The 16,841-nt window shown below is 62.9% G+C and carries 14 protein-coding genes; 6 read left to right on the top strand and 8 right to left on the bottom strand.

The genetic code is table 11. The annotated features are described in order from the left end of the window. Positions 1-112 precede the first annotated feature (112 nt). The 5 genes from AWB82_RS19440 to AWB82_RS19420 all read right to left on the bottom strand — a co-directional run bounded on the left by AWB82_RS19440 (position 113) and on the right by AWB82_RS19420 (position 6,892). Positions 113-1,018, bottom strand: a complete 906-nt coding sequence (locus tag AWB82_RS19440; protein WP_407643017.1) for an ABC transporter permease subunit — start codon at positions 1,016-1,018, stop codon at positions 113-115. Then, entirely contained in the window at positions 1,011-1,826 is an 816-nt protein-coding gene (locus tag AWB82_RS19435) for a taurine ABC transporter ATP-binding protein (protein WP_086970083.1), read from the bottom strand. Before AWB82_RS19435 ends, AWB82_RS19440 begins: the two co-directional genes overlap by 8 nt. A gap of 56 nt (positions 1,827-1,882) precedes the next feature. Next, positions 1,883-2,959 carry a taurine ABC transporter substrate-binding protein gene (tauA, locus tag AWB82_RS19430; protein WP_096031445.1) on the bottom strand — a complete coding sequence of 359 codons (1,077 nt, stop codon included), beginning with the start codon at positions 2,957-2,959 and terminating at the stop codon, positions 1,883-1,885. Between the two features lie 254 nt (positions 2,960-3,213). Further along, on the bottom strand, positions 3,214-5,430 hold the full coding sequence (locus AWB82_RS19425; RefSeq protein WP_086970045.1) for a TonB-dependent receptor: 2,217 nt from the start codon (positions 5,428-5,430) through the stop codon (positions 3,214-3,216). A gap of 244 nt (positions 5,431-5,674) precedes the next feature. Beyond that, on the bottom strand, positions 5,675-6,892 hold the full coding sequence (locus AWB82_RS19420; protein WP_086970044.1) for a PepSY-associated TM helix domain-containing protein: 1,218 nt from the start codon (positions 6,890-6,892) through the stop codon (positions 5,675-5,677). 417 nt (positions 6,893-7,309) lie between these two features. Here AWB82_RS19420 and AWB82_RS19415 point away from each other — a divergent pair, with 417 nt between their 5' ends. Next, positions 7,310-8,233: a sterol desaturase family protein gene (locus tag AWB82_RS19415; RefSeq protein ID WP_200818145.1), complete on the top strand. Its 924-nt coding sequence runs from the start codon at positions 7,310-7,312 to the stop codon at positions 8,231-8,233. 63 nt (positions 8,234-8,296) lie between these two features. Here the strand turns inward: AWB82_RS19415 and AWB82_RS19410 are convergent, their stop codons facing one another. Beyond that, positions 8,297-9,955 carry an MFS transporter gene (locus AWB82_RS19410; protein ID WP_235023355.1) on the bottom strand — a complete coding sequence of 553 codons (1,659 nt, stop codon included), beginning with the start codon at positions 9,953-9,955 and terminating at the stop codon, positions 8,297-8,299. 113 nt (positions 9,956-10,068) lie between these two features. Here AWB82_RS19410 and AWB82_RS19405 point away from each other — a divergent pair, with 113 nt between their 5' ends. From AWB82_RS19405 to AWB82_RS19395, 3 genes are all read left to right on the top strand, one after another. Further along, positions 10,069-10,560 (top strand): hypothetical protein, encoded by a 492-nt coding sequence (locus AWB82_RS19405; RefSeq protein WP_086970040.1) that lies wholly within the window; start codon positions 10,069-10,071, stop codon positions 10,558-10,560. A 31-nt stretch (positions 10,561-10,591) separates the two neighbouring features. Next, complete coding sequence (locus tag AWB82_RS19400) at positions 10,592-11,224, top strand: superoxide dismutase (RefSeq protein ID WP_086970038.1); 633 nt, start codon at positions 10,592-10,594, stop codon at positions 11,222-11,224. Between the two features lie 90 nt (positions 11,225-11,314). Further along, the gene (locus AWB82_RS19395; RefSeq protein WP_086970036.1) at positions 11,315-11,998 is read left to right on the top strand and encodes a hypothetical protein; all 684 of its coding nucleotides are present in this window, start codon (positions 11,315-11,317) and stop codon (positions 11,996-11,998) included. Positions 11,999-12,119: 121 nt separating this feature from the next. Here AWB82_RS19395 and AWB82_RS19390 read toward each other — a convergent pair whose 3' ends face one another. Together AWB82_RS19390 and AWB82_RS19385 are read right to left on the bottom strand one after the other, a co-directional pair. Then, on the bottom strand, positions 12,120-13,298 hold the full coding sequence (locus tag AWB82_RS19390; RefSeq protein ID WP_086970035.1) for a porin: 1,179 nt from the start codon (positions 13,296-13,298) through the stop codon (positions 12,120-12,122). Between the two features lie 118 nt (positions 13,299-13,416). Beyond that, entirely contained in the window at positions 13,417-13,776 is a 360-nt protein-coding gene (locus tag AWB82_RS19385) for a hypothetical protein (RefSeq protein ID WP_235023354.1), read from the bottom strand. Between the two features lie 374 nt (positions 13,777-14,150). Here AWB82_RS19385 and AWB82_RS38365 point away from each other — a divergent pair, with 374 nt between their 5' ends. Both AWB82_RS38365 and AWB82_RS19375 read left to right on the top strand, forming a co-directional pair. Further along, complete coding sequence (locus AWB82_RS38365; RefSeq protein WP_086970077.1) at positions 14,151-14,366, top strand: hypothetical protein; 216 nt, start codon at positions 14,151-14,153, stop codon at positions 14,364-14,366. 77 nt (positions 14,367-14,443) lie between these two features. Continuing rightward, positions 14,444-16,840, top strand: coding sequence for a phosphoketolase family protein (locus tag AWB82_RS19375; RefSeq protein ID WP_086970031.1), 2,397 nt, complete (start codon positions 14,444-14,446; stop codon positions 16,838-16,840). Position 16,841: the final 1 nt, after the last annotated feature.

Raw genomic sequence — 16,841 nt, 5'->3', positions numbered from 1 at the left:
GCCTGTCTAGCGCGAATTTCCGTATCTCCAAATGTATCACGTTGTGATGTATTAGATGCGACGGCAGATTAAGCATCGAGCGCTTGCCAATGGCAAGCGCCGTCGGGCTCGCTCACACTCTCCCTTTCCACGGCACCATCGCCTTTTCCAGATACCGCATCAGCAAATCGAAGCAAAGCGCGAAGAAGCCGATAACGATGATGCCCATGATGACGACATCGCTCGCGAGGAACTCGGCTGCGTTGAGCACCATGAAGCCGAGCCCACGCGTCGAGGCGACCATCTCCGCCGCGACGAGCGTCGTCCAGCCCACGCCGATGCCGATGCGCATGCCCGTGAAAATCTCCGGCAGCGCGGATTTGAGAATCACGTGAGTCACCACTTGCGCACGCGACGCGCCCATCGAATACGCTGCGTGAATCTGCTCGATCGACACCGATCGCACGCCCGCGCGCGCGGCGATCGCGAGTGGCGCGAAGATCGCCAGATAGATCAGAAAGATCTTCGAGAACTCGCCGATGCCGAACCAGATGATGATGAGCGGCAGATACGCGAGCGGCGGCAGCGGCCGATAAAACTCGATCGGCGGATCGAACACGCCGCGTGCGTGCCGCGAAACGCCCATCAGCACGCCGACCGGAATCGCTGTCGCGCAGGCGAGCGCGAACGCGCCGAACACGCGCAACAGGCTCGCCACCACATGTTCGGCGAGCGTCGAGTTGGCGAAACCTTCGCTCGCCACCAAAACGAACTTCGCATAGACCGCTTGCGGCGAAGGCAGGAAGAGCGGCTTGACCCAATGCATGCCGGTGATCAGAAACCAGCCGGCCACCAGCACGGCAACGGTCGCGGCGCTCATCGCCAGGCTGCTGCCGTAACCCGGCACGCCGAACGTGTCGCCCGGTTTCACCGGCTTTTTCTTCGACTGTCGCGCGGGCCTGCCCGGGGGACGCCGCGACGCGCCGATCTCGCGTTCGAGCGCGTGACCGGGCGCCGTCATCGATGCGCGCTTAACCATGATGAACCTCCTCGGCGTGATGGACGGCGCGCTCGTCGCCGTAAATGATGCCGAGCACGCGCTCGCGCATTTCGATGAAATCGGGGCTTGACTTGATCGCGCGCGCGTCGCGGGTGGCGAGAAAGCGGCGGTTGAAATCGAGATCGTAGCTATGCGTGATCCGCCCCGGACGCGGCGACATGACAATCAGCCGGCTCGCCAGAAAGAGCGCCTCCTCCACGCTATGCGTGATGAAGAACAACATCTTCTGCGTGCGCTGCCAGACATCGAGCAATAGCTCCTGAATGGTCTCGCGCGTGAGCGCATCGAGCGCGGCCATCGGCTCGTCCATCAGCAGCATCGCGGGGTCGCAGGTCAGCGCGCGGGCAATGCCCACGCGCTGCTGCATGCCGCCCGACAACTGGTAGATCATGTGCCGGTGAAAGTCCTGAAGGCCGACCAGCGCGAGGTTGCGTTTCGCGATCTCCTCGCGTTGCGCCTTCGGCACGCCCTGCAGCTTCAGGCCAAAGGTGGCGTTGTCGAGCACGTTGAGCCACGGCAGTAGCGCATGCTTTTGAAACACCACGCCGCGATCGGCGCCCGGCCCCTCGACCGGCCGGCCGTTGAGCAGCATCTCACCCGACGACGGCGCGATGAAACCCGCCATCAGCGACAACAGCGTTGTCTTGCCGCATCCCGACGCACCGAGCGCGACGACGAATTCGCCATCGCCGATAGTGAGATCGATGCCGTCGAGCGCTTGCACGCGCTCGCCCGGGCGTCGTCCAGGAAACAACACGCTGACGTTTCTGACCTGCATGCAACTCATATGTCCTCCCGGACCCGGATGTGGCAAGGGCAAGCGGCGCGTGCCCGGATTCAGGCTCATTTCAGCTTTTCAGCCGCCTCGACGTACTCCGCCGTCACGTACTTCGAATAGTCCGGCAGCACCGCGTCGACACGCTTCTGCTGCTTCAGAAAGTCCGCCGTGTCCTTGAGCGCGAAAGCGGCCCGGCTCGACGCGCCGCCGCCGAGCCACTGTTTCGACGCCTGCTCCTGCGCCGACGGATAGCCGTACAACGCAAGCGACTCCGGCACGTCCGCCGGCGCGCCGCCGATCGTCCTGGCGATAGCCACAGCTTGCTTCGACTGCGCGGTCCATTTGGACGGATCGTTGCGATACTGCGCATCGAGATCGGCGATGGCCTTCACGAGCTTCGCCATGAAATCCTTGTGCGCCTCGCCCCACGCGCGGTCGACCGCGATGCCGTCGAACGTCGGCTTGCCCAGTTTCGACAGATCGCCCGACGTGATCAGCACCTTGCCGCTCTTCTTCAATTGCGAAAGCGCCGGGTCCCACACATAGGCGGCGTCGATATCGCCGCGCTCCCACGCCGCCGCGATCTGATTCGGCTGCATGTTGAGAATCTTCACCGACGACGGATCGATGCCCCAATGCTGTAGCGCGAACATCGTGTGATAGTGCGTCGTGGAGACGAACGGCACGCCGATGGTCTTGCCCTTCAGATCCGCCGGCTTCGCGATGCCCGAGCCGTTGCGCACGACCATCGCTTCGGCTTCGTTGATATTGTCGAGAATCCAGAAGAGTTGCGCGTCCACGCCCTGACTGACGGCGGCGGCGAGCGGGCTCGAACCGATTACGCCGATCTTGACGTCGCCCGATGCCATCGCGGTCGCCACCTTCGCGCCGGATTCGAACTGCCGCCAGTTGATCTTGTAGCCGGTCGCCTTGGCGATCGAGCCATCGGCAATGCCGACGACCCACGGATCGACGATTTGCTGATACGCGATCGTCACTTCCTTGTCTTCGGCATGAGCCGCCTGTGCGACGCCCCACGCGCACGCGGCGATTGCGAGCGTTGCCAGCGCGCGCGCCGGTGAGATCTTTCGAAGCAACTTGCCAGGCAGACGTTTCAGGCCGGAGACGCGGATCGTTTTCATGACGGTTCCTGGAGAAGTGGAAAATCGGGCTGGCCGGCGCGGCATCCCCCGTTTCGCTGCGGCCCGTCGCGCATGCAGCGGACCGATGACCGAGTATCCACAGCGAAAAATCCAGGAAGTTAGTGCCAGACGGGACCAATCGTTGAGTCCACATTGCGTCGCGGCTATTCACCGGCACCGAGCGGACCACAAATGCAAACGCCGCGCGTTCTTGCGAACGCGCGGCGCTTTTTCCCGCTTCCGGATCGGAGCGCCTAGAAATCCGTCGTCATCGACAGGAGCACCGTGCGCGGCGCGCCCTGCGTCAGATAACCACCGATGGTCGATGCCCAATACGACTTGTTCGCCACGTTGAGCACGCTCGCGCGGAACGTCGTCGGCTTGCCGAACACCACCGTCGCGTAGCGCGCGCCGAGGTCGAAGCGGTTCCAGTGCGGAATCGACAGCGTGTTCGTCGTGTTGAGATACTGCGAGCCGGTATAGATCCAGCGCGCCGTCAGCGTGAGGCCGTTGAACATCGGCACGTCGTATTCCGCGTTCACGTTGAACAGGAACGTCGGCACGCCGATCGGCTTCTTGCCGTCCGACGATGCATCGGCCAGACCGTATTGCGTCGCGTGGATATACGTCGCGCCCGCGATCAGGCGCACGCCGCGCACCGGCTCGCCGAACACCGACGCCTCGATGCCGCGATTGCGCTGCGTGCCGTCCGAGACGAAATAGTTCGACGCGTTCGTGTAGGTCAGCGGCTTCTCGATCTGGAACGCCGCGAGCGACGCGCCGTACTGGCCGGTGTCGTACTTCGCGCCGACTTCCCATTGCTTCGACTTCTCCGGCGGCAACAGTTGTCCCGTGTTGGCCGCGGTGGCCGGCGCCGCCTCGCCGATCGTCAGCGCTTCGCTGCGGTTCGCGAAGAACGACACGTTCTGCCACGGCTTGACGACGAGGCCGAACAGCGGCGTCGTCACCGAGTCGTTGTAGGCCTCGGTTTGCTGGCCCGTGTAGTCGAAGTTGTTCGCGTGGATGTCCTGATGACGCGCGCCGAGCGTGAGCAGCACGCGGTCGTTGAGGAAGCCGAGCGTGTCCGAGATCGAGACGCTGCGCAGCAGACTGAGCGAGGTGGTCTGCGGATCGGCGAGATTGCCGCCCTGTCCGATGGTCGCCGGATACGGCACTTGCGGCGTGTCGTAGATACTCGACGCCCAGGAGGCGCTGTACGTGTACGCCGACATCGTGTCGACGCGCACGATCGATGCGCCCGCCGTCACGAAGTGCGAAACGGGGCCGGTGTTGAAATGACCGCGCACGCCGGCTTCGGCGGAAGTGCCGTCTTCCTTGTGCGGCACGCCGAGACGCGACTGCGTGACGCCCGTCGTGTTGATGCTCGGCGACGAGTACTCGCCGCGCTCGTCCGTGTGGCGCGCGCCGCCCGTCACGTAGGCCGTCCAGCCCGGCAGGAAGTCGTATTCGGCGCGCAGGATGCCGACCGTGTCTTCGATCGAACTGTAGTTCCAGGACTGCCCGTAGTTGTACGACGCCGACGGCGGTTCGGGAATGTAATTGGCGTAGTCGTACACGGTCGAGCGGCCGCCGTTCACGCGCTGGCGCTGATACAGAAAATCGCCGTACAGACGCAGCTTGTCGCCGCGCCAGTCGAGCGCCACCGCCGTCGTGTTGTCGCGACGATGTTCGTTGTCGATCGACGTCTCGCCATCGTGATTCGCCTGATTCACGCGGATGCCGAACTGCCCTTCGCTGCCGAAGCGGCGGCCGACGTCGAGATGCGCGCCGATCACGCCCGAGGTCTCGCCTTCGAGCGTCACGCGCGTGAGCGGCTTGTCGTCCGCGCGCTTCAGTTGCAGGTTCAGCCCGCCGCCCACCGCCGAGCCGTTCGGCGACGCGCCGTTCAAAAACGCATTGGCGCCCTTGAACACGTCGACGCGCGCGAGCGCATACGTGGAAACGAGCTGGCGCGGCGTGATGCCGTAGAGACCGTTGAGCGAGATGTCATCGCCTTGCAGCTCGAAGCCGCGAATGACGTACACCTCGGAGAAGTTGCCGAAGCCGAGCGCCGTGCGCACCGCCGGATCGTTGGCCAGCACGTCCGAAAGCGTGCGCGCCTGCTGATCCTCGATCAGCTTCGACGTGTACGTCGTCATGCTGAACGGCACGTCGATCATCTTTTGCTGCCCGAGCACGCCGAAATCGGCGCCGCGCGCGACCTGGCCGCCGGCGTAAGTCGGTGCGAGATCGCCCGGCAACTGTTCCTTCGACGCCTGCACCTTGACGGCGGGCAGCGTGCTTTCGGCGGGCGCGCTCGCGCCCTCAGCGTCGTTCGACCCGGCCGATTGCGCGTGTGCTGACAAGGAAAAAACCGCCGCGACAGCCGCGACGATGGCGGCGCTCGACGCACGACGGACGAGCGCCTTCGCAGGCGTCGCCTGCAAGGTTAATACGGGGGAAACGGACATGAATCAGCGGGGAAAAATCGATGTTGGTCGGTCTTCCGTCCCGGGGCGCGAACGGAATCCGGGCGGCATGTTCTGGGTCCCGAGACCGGCCGCGCACGCGCGCGGCGGCACCAGGGCCGTTGTGCGCCGCATTATATTGCAAATAAGATTCGTTATCATTCCGACATCGATAGGGTTGTCGGAACGCAACATCTCACGCAAGCCTGTGAGACGAATCGTGGTTTATGCGAGATTCGTCAGGCTGTCATGAAGTCAGCGAGCGCGCCGCTCGCGCATTCGCCACGGCTGCCGAGTGCCGGCGTGCGGCGCGCTTTCTGAACCAGATCATGAGACCGGTCGCGCTGAGCATCGCGACCGCAATGCCCACCGCGCTTACCAGAATGCGCCCGCCGAGGCCGACGATACGCCCCGAGTGCAACGGAAACTGCGCCTGCATGAAGATGTCGCCGGCCGAGCCGCGGCCCGGAATCGTCGAGCCCGCAAGCGCGTCCGTCTGAGCGTTGTAGTAGAGCCAAGCGTTGCCGAGACCCATGTCGCCGTGATCGTGTCCGGGCGCGAAGAAGCCGACGCCGTAGGCCTTGAACATCGGCGCGTAGTAGAGCGCGCCCATCGGTTCGGTCAGGTTTGCGCGTTTCGCGTCGCGCGCGGCCATCTCCAGAATGTGCTCGCGCGTGGCGGGCGGCTTGCCGGGCGGCCCGGCGCGCACGAGTTCCGGATTGTCGAGAAACGACGGCGAGAGCTTCGAGAACATCGAGACGACCGGACGCATCACGGGCTCGGAAAGATTCATCGAAATCGACGTGAGCGCCATCACGAGCAGCAGGCCCCAGATCCACACGCCGCCAGAGCGATGCAGGTCGAACGTGAGCGCGTAGCCGCCGCGCTTCATGCGGAACGCGAACGACTTGCGCCACGCCTTCACGCTCGGAAACGACAGAATCAGCGCGATGCCGCTATCGAAGAACCACAGAATGCCGACGATGCCGATCAGCCAGGTGCCCGTATCGAAGCCGCCGACGATGGGCAAATGCAGCGTGTAGTGCAGCTTGTAGAGGAACGGCATCAGGTCGATGCGCGCGAGCGACACCACGCCCCACATGCGCTGCGCCTGCACCTGCCCGGTCGCGGGATCGACGGCGATCTGGTTGTACGCGACGTCGAACGGCGCGTTCGTCGCCGGGTTCGTGCGCGGCATCACCATCATTTGGGCGGTGTGTCCCGGCTCGACGCCGAGCGGCAGATACGTCACCTCGACGCGCGGATCGGCGGCCTCGACGCGCCTCGCGAGTTCGAGCGGCGCCAGCGCGGGCCCGTCGGTGCGCGCCTCAAAGAACGACGGATTGAGGAGCGCGTCGATCTCGTGATCCCACGCGATGATCGCGCCGGTGAGCCCCGAGACGAACAGAAAGAGCGCGGTCGCGACGCCGAGCCAGCGATGCAGGCGAACCAGAACCGGTCTCATGCCCGCGAATCCTCGGAGCGATAGTCGTGCGCTGCAATCATCTTTTCGAGGTGATGTAAATAGGAATTGTTCGCATTCTATCGGCGTCTGATCGTACGCACAAGCTTCTCGTAAGCTGCTTATCGATTTTTTGCCGCGCTATTAAGCCCAGTCCGATTGACGGTTGAGTCCATCAGGCGATTTCTGGCCGCGCGCAATGAAGGCTGGACCATTTTCGAGAGTCCCGCGAAACCGTAGCCGTAGCCGGGTCCAACCGGTCGACATACATTGAAATAACTCCCGCGAAACGCCCGCCCTCTGCGCCACAAGGGTTTGCGGGCGGGCCGTGACATTCCGTGAAATAGTTTGTGCGTGGTTTTTAACCAGGCCGATCGCCAAAATGGGTTCATTCGCAACCACCCACCAAGGCGAACCATCATGGAACTGGAGCTGCTCGGAAAAATTTCGCTGTACGCGATGGGCATCGTTCTCGCCGCGTCGATGATCGAAGCTGTCGTCCTGCACTTCAAATACAAAGGCACCGACAAGGCCTTCGACTGGCACGAGACCTGGATCTCGCTCGTCGATCTCATCGGCCGCAAGCTGCTCGCCTTCGTGCCGATCTCGCTCGCGACCCCGGTGTTCAACTTCGCGTGGGAGCATCGCATCCACACGGTCACGACGAACACCGCGCTGACGCTCTTTCTGCTCTTCATCGGACAGGAGTTCTGCTACTACTGGTATCACCGCGCGTCGCACACGATCCGCTTTTTCTGGGCGAACCACGCGGTGCATCACTCGCCCAACCAGCTGACGCTGTCGTCCGCGTATCGTCTCGGCTGGCTGACCAAGATCGCGGGTTCGGCCATCTTCTTCACGCCGCTCGTGTGGCTCGGCGTGAAGCCGGATGTGGTGCTCGCAGTCGTGTCGATCAACCTGCTCTACCAGTTCTGGCTCCACGCAACCTGGATTCCGAAGCTCGGCTGGCTCGAATATGTGTTCAACACGCCGTCGTCGCATCGTGTGCATCACGCTTCGAACGCAGCGTATCTCGATGCGAATTTCGGCGGCGTGCTGGTCGTCTTCGATCGCCTGTTCGGAACCTACGTGGAAGAGCGCGCCGAGGAACCGTGTGTCTACGGCCTGACGACGCCGGTGACGTCGCATAACCCGATCGTCGTCGAGATGCAGCACTGGGTCAGCCTCGCGAAAGACATGTTCCACGCGAAGAGCGTCGCGGATGCGCTCGGCTTCCTGCTGCGTCCTCCGGGCTGGCTGCCCAACGGCGAAGGCCACACGACCGACGAATTGCAAAAGCGCGCCAGGGCGATCGAACAACAACCGGCCCACGTCGGCCAATAAGAAAAGCTTCTCGGCGGTAGCTTCGAATCCCGATGTCCGGCTCGCGCCCACATCGGGATTTTTTTATTTTCTGCGATGGATGGTCGCCGCCGCCACGCCCGCCGCCGCGAACGCGCATACGGCGGACAGCGCGGCGACCGCGCGCAACGCATCGGCGATCGCATCGGCCTGTGCGCGGGCAAGCGGCGTCGATGGCGCGGCGGTTTTCGGCTCGGCATCGAGCGCGCGCATGCTCTCGCGCGGCAAATGCAGACGATCGAGCCGCGCCGACAAAGCCGCGTCGTGCGACCACACGAACACGATCCCGAGCACGGCGATCGCGAGCAGGCTCGCCACGCGCGCCACCGCGTTGTTGATGCCCGACGCAATGCCCGCGCGCCCGCTTCCCGCCGACGCCATCACGGTCGTCGTGAGCGGCGCCACGGTGATCGTCATGCCGAGTCCGAGCACGATCAGCGCGGGCAGAAAACCCGTCCAATAGCGCCCCGCGACGATCGGCAGCGCGAGCATCGCGAAGCCGAGACCCGCGACGCACGGACCGGCGATCAAGAGCGCACGCGCACCGAAGCGGCTCGTCAGCCCGCCCGTGAAGCGCGAGAACAGGCCGATGACGAGCGGCATCGGCAATACCGCCGCGCCCGCTTCGGTCGCGCTGAAGCCGTATGCGCGGATCAGCGTGAACGGCAGGAAGAACAGCACGCCGCCGAGCCCGAAGTAGAGCAGCAGCGTGACGAGATTCGCGCCGCTGAAATCGCGCGAGCGGAAGATGTCGAGCGGCACCATCGGATCGCGCGATTTGACTTCGATCGCGATGAACGCGGCGAGCAGCACGACGCCCGCGCCGATCATCGCGAGCACGAGCGGATCGGCGAAACCGCGCGACGGCGCCTCCGTGAGACCGTACGTCAGCAAGGCGAGGCCCGCTGCGGTGGTCGCAGCGCCCGGCCAGTCGAGTGTCTGCGGCGCGTCGGCATCGTGGCTATCGGGCACGGACGCCATCGCGAGCGCGATGGTCGCTGCGGCGAGCGGCAGGTTGAGGAAGAAAATCGCGCGCCAGGAGAATGTGTCGACGAGCCAGCCGCCGGCCGCCGGTCCGACCGACGACGTGATCGCGCCGACGCCCGCCCACGTGCCAATCGCGCGCCCGCGCGCTTCGCCCTCGAACACCGCGCCGATGATCGCGAGGCTGCCCGGCACGAGCAGCGCCGCGCCGATGCCCTGCAACGCGCGCGCGGCGATGAGCCAGCTCATGCCGGGCGCGAAGCCGCACGCCGCCGACGCGACCGTGAATATCGCGATGCCCGCGACGAACACCTTGCGGCGGCCGAGCTTGTCGCCCATCGCTCCGCCGACGAGCACGAGCGCGCCGAGAAACAGCAGATACGCGTTGACGACCCACTGCATCGCCGCAATGCTCGCGCCGAGCTCGCTCTGGATCGACGGCAGCGCGACGTTGACGACCGAGCCGTCGATGAACGCCATGCTCGACCCGAGAATCGTCGCCGAAAGGGCGAGGCGCTTGCGCCCACAGGGATGACCGGCCGCGACGGGCTGCGCGCGAATAACGAGTTCATCGCAAGGACTCGCGTGCGAGGCGACCGCGTGCGCTCGTTGCTGGCTATCGGGATGTCCGGGATGTCGGCTGGTCAATGACGTTCCTCGTCTCACGTTTCTTGTTTTGTCGACGAATGTCCAAGTACGAGAGGCTAACCGAGTCCGCATGTCCGCGCCGGCAACGTGGTTGGCAAGTTTAAATGATAATGGTTATCATTAACGAATCCCGAGTACGCAGGCATCCGGTCGACGCAAAGGGCGATGGAACAGGAGCCCTCGCCATGCGTCAGCACATTGCAGACTTCGCCGCCGATAAACCGGCTTCGGACGCCCCGAGTCTGCCGCTCTGGGAAACCGCGATGCGCCAAGCCGTGAACGCCGAGCGCGACCGGCAAACCACGCTGGCGCTCGCCGGTTACGAACGGGCGCTCGCGATCGCGCACCGTCTGATCGCCGCGCCGCCCGCGGGCCGCGCCGACGATTGCCTCGCCGCGCTCGTCGTCTCGCATCTAAATCTCGCCGATCTTCGCGTCGCTCAAGGCGATCCGAACGCGGCCGCCCTCGTCCTCTGCCGCGCGCATGAAGCGCTCGCCGCGTTGTCCATCGACGCCGCGCGGCCTGCATCGCTGCGGCACGCCGCCTTGCGTCATGGCCGCGAAACGTATGTCGCGCTGATTCGCCATATCGCGTGGCATGGACCGCATCCGCTCATCACGCGAGCGATCGCGGACGCCGACGCCGCGCTTCACGGCGCGAGTTCGGCGCGCCACTGAACCCATCCATCGATCCGAAAGGAGAACGACGATGCCTTACACCTTGCCTCCCCTGCCCTACGCCTTCGATGCGCTCGAACCGAATATCGACGCTCGCACGATGGAAGTTCATCACACGAAGCATCACCAGACTTACGTGAACAACCTGAACGCGGCGCTGGAGAAAACGGATCGTCGGGACGTGCCGGTCGAAACGCTGATCGCGCAGATCGACGCGCTGCCCGAGGCTATCCGCATGGCCGTGCGCAACAACGGCGGCGGTCACGCGAACCATAGTCTCTTCTGGACGATCATGTCGCCCGACGGCGGCGGCGAGCCGCAAGACGCACTCGCCGATGCGATCGACAAAGACCTCGGCGGCTTCGATGCCTTCAAGGAAGCCTTCACGAAAGCCGCGCTCACGCGCTTCGGCAGCGGCTGGGCGTGGCTTGGTGTCGACGCGCAAGGCAGGCTCGCCGTCGAAAGCACAGGCAATCAGGACAGTCCGTTGATGGCCGGCATCGCGTCGGGCAATACGCCGATTCTTGGCCTCGACGTGTGGGAACACGCGTATTACTTGAAGTACGAGAACCGCAGGCCGGAGTACATCGCAGCGTTTTTCAACGTGATCCACTGGCCGGAAGTCGCGCGCCGATACGCGGCGGCGCGCGGCGATCAGGGATGATCGGACGCGACGCGCATCGACCGCGTTGGCACGCACGCGCCGGCCCGAGCGGGTTAAGCTAGCCACTTCCGCTCGCATCGAGATGACGCCATGAGTCGAATAGCCGGAGTCGCGCAAAGCCGATGGCTCGCCGATGCGCGCGAGGAAATCGCCGCGGCGCTTCGAACATCCGACGAAGCGTGGCTTCACGACATGAGCATGCGCTGGGGTTGCCGTCTCGCGATGCTCGTCGCGGATTTCGGCGTGCGCGTGATGCTGCATGAAGAAGGCATTGTTATGAAGTTAGAGCCGCCATCGGAGATCGACGGCGCGCTCATCGAAGTCGACCACGGCAAGCCCGACTCCCTCGCCCGCGCGGCCTGGATCAAGCTTTCGAGGTTCGAGGAACACGCGATCGCCGTGCTCGAAGCGAGCGCGCTCATTCAGGGCGACGCGCAATGCACCGCCTGCCGCGAAACAATTCTCGCGTGGCGTCAGATGCTCATAGCCGCGAACGAGTGGCCGAGAGAGGAAGCGGACCCGTACATCAGCCACGCTTGCCGGCCGATCTTGAAACGGTTCATGAATCTCGCATCGTGCGCGACGGACGGGCGTCAGTTCGAACTCGCGCGCGAAGGCGATTACGCAGAGACGTGGCGCGAGTTCGAGAACTTCTGCTCGAATGAAGACGCCTCGCCCGTGACCGGATGGGGCCGCAAGTATCGGCATCCGCCGGACGCATTGCCGATGCCTCACGCGTTCGAAGTCAAGACCGAAGCGCGTCCCGCCGCCTGAAGCCACCGGCGCGTTCGATGTATCACGCGTGGCGTCCGGCCATCGCAAACCTCGTACACGTCGCCGCTTGCCTATTACGTGGACACTGCACGAAAGACAGTCATGCGTTGACCGGCTGCGATCAGAAGCGATGCCGCAAGCCGACCGTCGCTTCGACCTGATTGCTCGTGGACGATGGGGCCGTGAGGCCGTTGATCCATGCCACGCCCAATGGCGAATTGCTGCTGGCGCTCACGCCTTGCCACACGCCCTGGATGTAGACGTCGGTGCGCCGCGAGAAGCTATAGCCAGCCATCGCGCTGACCTGGTTCCAGTGCGGATTGCCGCTGCCAGCGAGACCGCTCGCGCGCGAATACGTGTACGCAGCGGAAAGCTCCACGGCGGGCGTCAGCGTATAACGCACGTTGCCCTCGAAGTTCTGCACATGCGTGCTCAGGCCGGTCTGGAACAACTCCGTCAGATTCGTCTGCGTGTAGACGAGTCCCGCCACCGCCGGGCCGATCGCGTAGCTCACGCCCGCGCCCCACGTCTGCTGACGGCTCGACAGCGCGCCCAGCGGAACGGCCGTCGTCGTGAGCACGCCTTGTAGCGACGATCCCGTCGTATCGGTGACGGCGCCGTTGGCATTGAGTTGTCCCGGCGTCGCGGCGTCGCTGTTGAGTTGCAGGAAGCCCGCGCCGAAATTAAGCGGCCCCCACATATAGGAAACGCCGAAGCTATACGCGCGATTGTTCGAAAAGCCGCCGGCCTGATTGGAAAAGCCATATAACGCGCCGAGTTTGAATCCCGCGAAATCGGGACTCTGATACTTCACGGCGTTATTGATCTGGAACGAATCGTTGAGGTTATCGATGTCGAATGGATGCGCGAAATGCGTCCCGCCATACTCCGTGCCCGTCAATGAAAGCGGCGCGACGAAATCGACCATGTCGTCGGTCTGACGGCCGAACGTGATAACACCGTAATCGCGGCTCGACAAGCCGACATAGGCCTGTCGGTTGAAGATGCGGTTATTCACGGTGTATTGCCCGTTGTTCAGATTGAAGCCGCTTTCCAGATTGAAGATAGCTTTCAATCCGCCGCCCAGATCTTCCGCGCCGCGCAAACCCCAGCGGCTGTACTGGACAGGGCCGCTCTTCAGTTCCCAATTGCTGTGCCCGCCGCCGGTGGGGCCTATCTGATTGTTCGAATACGTGATGCCCGCGTCTATGAGGCCGTACAGCGTCACGCTGCTCTGCGCGTGGGCCGCGCCGGTGAGCGTGATCATCGTCGTCGCACCGGTTATAAGCAACTTGTTCATTTGCTTGGGGCTCCATCGATGTCGGTGAAAGACGCGGCGTGCATCATCACTTTATGCGACCGAATCGACAACCGGCAACCTAAAAATATCGCGCACGAGCACGCAGACAAACGAGCGCTTAAAAGTCGTGCCGCACCGAGAATGTCACGCCCTTTTCGTGCTCGTGATTTGCGCCGAGTTGCGGGTTGGCATAAAAATGCCAGTCGTCTTCGTCGCCCGTGATGTCGTCGCGCGGGCGCACCGGAACGGGGATCGCATCCGGCGACGGCGGCAACGGATAAGCCCGCACGAGCTGGCTCAGATCGGGATGAGCTTTCTTGTCGTATTTCGACAACGTGACGGCATCGAGCGCGTCTATCGTAGCTTTGAAAACATATCGCGGATGACGAGGCCCGACCCGATGTGCGCCTTCGGTCGAGACAATGGCCGGAGGAGGAAAGAACAGCACATTCGCCGCCACTCGCTGAATGGTAATCATGCGAGTTTGCTCGCTGGCCGATGCAAAGCTGCCGACAACAAAAGCCATGATGCCGGCGACCCAATATCTTCTGATATGGCGTGTCATCGAGTGCCCGAATGACGCTACGGTCGAATGAAATTCAGCGTTCTTTAATCATTTTAATTCATTTGCCGGCCCGTTTCATGGCAGTGACGCCATCAAGCAACGGGGATTCGCGAATCGCATCGGCGGATTGTGCAGCGAATCGAAACGCATCGCTCGAATTGCTCGACTAGTTTCACAATTGTGCGCGCAGCAACTATCTTGGAGAGCATCCCGAATCAGATGACGCACTCTTCGGAGATCACATCATGCTTGCGCGCAAGCTATGGCTCATAGCCTTATCCACGGCAATGCTCGTCAGCGCCGCCCCAAATGCATCTTATGCCACGGAACAGGCACAACAACGCCGCGCGGGACGCGACGTCCGCCAGGACACGCGTCAGCACGCCCGCCATACGAAACAGGATTGCCGCGCCGCAAATCAGCAATCGAACGCGCATTGCCGTCAGGACAAGCGCGACACGAAACAGCATGGGCGGCAAGCAGCACGCGACATCAAGTATTGATTTGCAGGACCGCGTTTGCTTCTTCTTATCGCATTTCCGCAATTGCCGATGAACCTTCATTGAAAGGAGACGTCGTGATGAGTAAGCATTCCAAGAATGGCGTGTCGCATTCTTCTGCGCTGGAAGGCGAAGAACTTCGCCTCGTCGATTCGTGGTGGCGCGCGTGTAACTATCTTTCGGCGGGCATGATCTTCCTCGCCGATAACCCGCTGTTGCGCGAACCGCTGAAAGCCGAGCACGTGAAGCATCGCCTGCTTGGGCACTGGGGCGCGAGCCCCGCGCTATCGTTCGTGTGGGCGCATCTGAACCGCGTCATCAGGCGCGACGATCTCGATGTGATCTTCATGGCCGGCCCCGGTCACGGCGCGCCCGGCGTGCTCGGTCCCGCATATCTCGAAGGCACGTATTCGGAGGTGTATCCGGACAAGAGCGAAGACGCTGAAGGCATGCAGAAGTTCTTCAAGCAGTTTTCCTTTCCCGGGCATATCGGCTCGCATGTAACGCCCGAAACGCCGGGATCGATTCATGAAGGCGGCGAACTCGGCTATAGCCTTTCTCACGCCTATGGCGCGGCGCTGGACAATCCCGAGTTGATCGTCGCGTGCGTCGTCGGCGATGGCGAAGCGGAAACCGGTCCGCTCGCCACCGCCTGGCATTCGAACAAGTTCATCAATCCCGCGCGCGATGGCGCTGTGCTGCCGATCCTGAACCTGAACGGCTACAAGATCGCCAATCCGACGATCCTCGCGCGCATCAGCCATGACGAACTTGAGGCCTTGTTCGTAGGCTATGGTTATCGGCCTTATTTCGTCGAGGGATCGGATCACGCCGAGATGCACCAGAAGATGGCGCAAACGCTCGATGCCGCCACCGCCGAGATCCGCGCAATCCGGGACAAGGCGCGCAACGGCAAGAACGTCGAACGGCCGCGCTGGCCGATGATCGTCTTGCGCACGCCGAAAGGCTGGACTGGCCCGAAGGAAATCAACGGCCATAAGGTCGAAGGCTCGTGGCGCGCGCATCAAGTGCCGTTCTCCGACGTGCATAACAATCCCGCGAATCTCGCCGTGCTCGAACGCTGGATGCAAAGCTATAAGCCCGAAGAGCTTTTCGACGAAAGCGGCCGCCTGCGTGAAGAGATCCGCGCGATCGCACCTGTCGGCACGCGACGCATGAGTGCGAATCCGCATACGAACGGCGGCGTGCTGCGCAAGGAACTCAAGCTGCCCGATTTCCGCGACTATGCCGTCGATGTCGGCCAGGCCGGCAAGATCCTGCATGAGAACACACGCCCGCTCGGCGCTTTCCTGCGCGACGTAATGCGTTGCAACATGGACCGGTTTCGCGTGTTCGGCCCCGACGAAACGGCGTCGAATCGCCTTCAGGCGATCTATGAAGTCAGCAAGAAAGTCTGGATGGCCGATCTTCTGCCCGAGGACGAAGACGGCGGCGAACTGTCACGCGACGGCCGCGTGATGGAAATGCTCTCCGAGCACACGCTGCTCGGCTGGCTCGAAGGCTATCTGCTTTCAGGGCGACATGGCTTCTTCCACACTTACGAAGCTTTCGCGCATGTTATCGATTCGATGTTCAATCAGCACGCAAAGTGGCTCGACATCTGCAAGAACCATGTGCCGTGGCGCGCGTCGGTGTCGTCGGAAACGATTCTGCTTTCTTCGACCGTGTGGCGGCAGGATCACAACGGCTTCTCGCATCAGGACCCGGGCTTCATCGATCTCGTCACCAACAAGAGCCCATCGGTCACGCGCGTGTATCTGCCGCCCGATGCCAACACGCTGCTCGTCGTGGCCGACCAATGTCTGCGCTCGACAGACTGCATCAATGTGATCGTCGCGGACAAGCAGAAGCATCTGCAGTTCACGACCATCGACGAAGCGATCGTGCATTGCGCGAAAGGCATGGGCGTATGGCGTCGCGCGAGCACCGATGAGAACGACGAGCCCGACGTCGTGCTCGCCTCTTGCGGCGATGTCGCGACGCAGGAAGCACTGGCGGCCGCGGCGATTCTGCGGGAGCGTCTGCCCGAATTGAAGCTGCGCTTCGTGAACGTGGTCGACCTGTTCAAGATGCAGCCCAACACCGAGCATCCGCATGGTTCGAGCGTGCGCAATTTCGAAAGCCTGTTCACGCTAGACAAGCCCGTGATCTTCAATTTTCACGGCTATCCGTGGCTGATCCACAGGCTCGCCTACCGGTTCCGCAATCACGAGAACATGCACGTGCGAGGCTATAAAGAAAAAGGCAACATCAATACGCCGCTCGAACTGGCCATACTCAATCAGGTCGATCGGTTCAATCTCGTTATCGACGTGCTCGATCGCGTGCCGCGCTTGCAGGCAAGGACCGCGCATTTAAGGGAAGACATGAAGAACACGATCATCGGCCACCTCGACTACGCGCATACGCACGGCACCGACAAGCCGGAAATCGCGGAATGGGTGTGGCCGTTCTGAT

This window comes from Caballeronia glebae (assembly GCF_001545035.1).
Taxonomy (GTDB): Bacteria; Pseudomonadota; Gammaproteobacteria; order Burkholderiales; family Burkholderiaceae; genus Caballeronia; species Caballeronia glebae.
This window is presented reverse-complemented; position numbering and strand designations above follow the sequence as displayed.